Raw genomic sequence first — 1,811 nt, forward strand, 5'->3', positions numbered from 1 at the left:
CTATCTTCGTTTTCTTAAGGGGGGTCAGCATCCGCCAGAACGACAGCACGCTAAATATAGACTGTTAGGGGGGTCAGCTTAGTCCAGTATATCCAACTTATCTGGCACCTAATTATTTAACCCAAATTATCCTTCAAATCGACCAAAATTATTTGAGGATTTACAAAGTGAACTCCGTGGGCGATATAGAAAGATTTCAAGACGGCAATATAATTAAATTTAAGGATGAAAACGGGTATGTTACAGAGGCTAGAGAGGTAGAGACTTCCCTAAATGGTGGGATGTTTTTCACCTCTTCTTCAAATATCTACAACTTGATAATTAATCCTAAATCTCAATTTTTGAAAGTTGCAGTCTATGATAGGTATGAGAAACATCTTACTACTTTTAGCACATGGACTTTTCAACCAAAGTGGAGATAATTATTTTTTATGAAAAAAAACAAAGAGGACCAAAGAGGAGAGTATTTTAAGGAACTCCAGAATGGGTTTCAAAAAACAGAAGCAAAATGGTTGGATAAAAAGTATAGCTTCTTAAGATGGCTCGTAATTACTGCTTTGGGGTTTCTAAGTGTTTTTGTAGCTTTTAGTGATGTTGACAATCCTGATTCTAAAATTTTCTTTTTCTATACCACAACAATTATAACTGTCTGTCTTGCAATTTTGTTTACGGGTATAACATTATTTGGTGAAGTTAAACAAAATAAGCTACTGGCGGATTCTTACAAAATGGTCTTAGTCAAATTTAAGGAAGGCAGTTTGATTTTAGAAGATATTGAAGGAAGATTACCTACTTGGTACATGGTTTCAGAATCCTTAGCCTATATCTGTTATTTCTTATTTTTAATGTCTCTAATTTTTTTCAGCATTGTCAAGATACTATAAAAGAATAACAGCTTTCTAATTAGAGCAACGTGTTCACATTTTAAATTCATATGAACCTTCCAAGGCATCTTCCATAGGGGAAGGACCTGGATTATCAGATGCTGGAAATTAATTCTAATATGTAACCAAAAGGGATAACTTTAAAACTTATTTATGACTAAATTTTGTGTATTTAAAAGGCTTAATTTTTTATTGTTATTTATACCATTTCTTGGAATGAGTCAGATTGTTTCACTAAATAATCAGATGTACTTCTTAGACTCATCCACCAAGGAATTATATGATGGAATAGCAGTACGATATTCAACGGAATACCAGCATGTTTATAATGGGGAAAAACACATTAAAACCCAGGAAAACACTGGAACGGCAGTTTTTTCGTTATATACTGAGTTTTTCTTTGATGGCGCAGGTAAAAAGTTTGAATGGGAATACAAAAAAGAGTATTCTGATAAAGAAAAAGATATTTTTGATTTACCAAATGGTGATAGGTTTATGTTTTTTCATGCCTCTAAAGAATTATGGCATTTGACTGACCGCATTCCCGAAAAAAGCACGTTTAAATATATAAGAGTATTTACTGATGTGGAGAATTCTGTTTGGATGGAATCAGATAAGTCTGCATCTGCTACTAAATTAGAACCTTTATCGAATTATTTTTCAATACCACGATTAATCGAGGAGGATTCAAGGGTGGCTGAAATTATTTATAAACCCTTTGATGAATACATTGAGGATAAAATATATAAATTAAGTGATGGGAATGGTTTTGGAGCAGAATATCGTGAAGGGCGGATTTCATATTTTTTGGATGTAAATTCCGATGGAAAGCTGGATGAGCCGGTCAAAGTGAACCACGTGCGCCGGATGAAAGTGAGCATAGCAAACTAAGTGCGCAAAATCGATTCTACTGTGGTTAAATTTACT

2 protein-coding genes are annotated in these 1,811 nt (G+C 33.7%); both read left to right on the forward strand.

Going from position 1 to position 1,811, the window contains the following annotated elements; all coding sequences use genetic code 11:
* Positions 1-431: 431 nt before the first annotated feature.
* On the forward strand, positions 432-884 hold the full coding sequence (locus tag BM266_RS16860; RefSeq protein WP_093411635.1) for a hypothetical protein: 453 nt from the start codon (positions 432-434) through the stop codon (positions 882-884).
* A 153-nt stretch (positions 885-1,037) separates the two neighbouring features.
* Positions 1,038-1,775 (forward strand): hypothetical protein, encoded by a 738-nt coding sequence (locus tag BM266_RS16865; protein ID WP_139220689.1) that lies wholly within the window; start codon positions 1,038-1,040, stop codon positions 1,773-1,775.
* Positions 1,776-1,811: the final 36 nt, after the last annotated feature.

Origin of the sequence: Salegentibacter flavus (assembly GCF_900115145.1) — a bacterium.
In the GTDB taxonomy this organism is placed as follows: Bacteria; Bacteroidota; Bacteroidia; order Flavobacteriales; family Flavobacteriaceae; genus Salegentibacter; species Salegentibacter flavus.

What these genes read in the sequence shown, in the direction of transcription:
- BM266_RS16865 (WP_139220689.1), top strand. Translation starts at nt 1,038, where the DNA reads ATGACTAAATTTTGTGTATTTAAAAGGCTTAATTTTTTATTGTTATTT.
- BM266_RS16860 (WP_093411635.1), top strand. Translation starts at nt 432, where the DNA reads ATGAAAAAAAACAAAGAGGACCAAAGAGGAGAGTATTTTAAGGAACTC.